The organism is Pseudomonas agronomica (genome assembly GCF_025917275.1).
Classification (GTDB): domain Bacteria; phylum Pseudomonadota; class Gammaproteobacteria; order Pseudomonadales; family Pseudomonadaceae; genus Aquipseudomonas; species Aquipseudomonas agronomica.
Map to the genome: position 1 here is coordinate 1 of NZ_JAOSHO010000843.1, position 1310 is coordinate 1310.

A 1310-nucleotide genomic window follows, 5' to 3' on the forward strand; every position below is an offset into this window, starting at 1 on the left:
GGTTTGTGTTCGGCCTATATGTCGTTATACGCCTGGCCGGGCACAGGTCAGAATGATCTTTTGCAACGGCGGGATATTCTGTAGCCTTGCCGGCTTCACGCTGTCCCGTGCCTGATGGACACCCACTTTCCCGGCGGTACCCGAGTGGTCCGGAGCCGGGTGTATACTCGACTTTCGCGCAAAACGCGCCCATAGGTCTTGCGAACATGACGCAAATTTCCGAACGCCTTCTGGTCCAGGCTCACCTCGACGCCAAGCAGCCCAAGCCGCTATCGGCGGAGCAAGAGGCCTGGTACCGCGCCGCCATCGCCGCCGAGCTCAAGGCTCAGGACGCGGTGCTGGTCGCGCATTTCTACTGTGATCCGATCATCCAGGCCTTGGCCGAAGAGACCGGAGGCTGTGTCTCCGACTCCCTGGAAATGGCACGCTTCGGCAATGCCCATCCGGCCAAGACCGTGGTGGTGGCCGGGGTCAAGTTCATGGGCGAGACCGCCAAGATCCTCAACCCCGAAAAGCGCGTGCTGATGCCGACGCTGGAAGCCACCTGTTCCCTCGACCTGGGCTGCCCGGTGGATGAATTCTCGGCGTTCTGCGACCAACATCCAGAGCGCACCGTGGTGGTGTATGCCAATACCTCGGCGGCCGTGAAGGCCCGCGCGGACTGGGTGGTGACGTCCAGCTGCGCACTGGAAATCGTCGAGAGCCTGATGGACAACGGCGAGACGATCATCTGGGGACCGGACAAGCACCTGGGCACTTATATCCAGCGCAAGACCGGTGCCGACATGCTGCTCTGGGACGGCGCCTGCATCGTCCACGAAGAGTTCAAGTCCAAGCAGTTGGAAGACATGAAGGCGCTGTATCCGGACGCCGCGATCCTGGTGCACCCGGAGTCGCCGACCTCGGTGATTGAACTGGCCGACGCCGTGGGCTCCACCAGCCAGCTGATCGCCGCCGCCCAGAGCTTGCCGAACAAGACGCTGATCGTCGCCACCGACCGTGGCATCTTCTACAAGATGCAGCAGCTGTGCCCGGACAAGGTCTTCATCGAAGCCCCCACCGCCGGCAACGGCGCGGCGTGCCGCAGTTGCGCGCATTGCCCGTGGATGGCAATGAACACTCTGGAACGTACGCTCCAGGCGTTGAAGGATGGCAGCAACGAGATATTCGTCGACCCGGCCCTGATCCCCCAGGCGATTCGCCCCCTCAAGCGCATGCTGGATTTCACCCAGGCGGCGCGGATGAAGTTGGCGGGTAATGCCTGATTATTGAAGTCCTGGACTGTCGAGGCTTTCTGTAGCGAGGGAGCT

1 protein-coding gene is annotated in these 1310 nt (G+C 62.1%); it reads left to right on the top strand.

The annotated features are described in order from the left end of the window. The first annotated feature begins 206 nt into the window (after nucleotides 1-206). A complete protein-coding gene (gene nadA, locus OC610_RS27600) occupies nucleotides 207-1265 on the top strand; it encodes a quinolinate synthase NadA (RefSeq protein ID WP_030140785.1) in 1059 nt (352 codons plus the stop codon). Nucleotides 1266-1310: the final 45 nt, after the last annotated feature.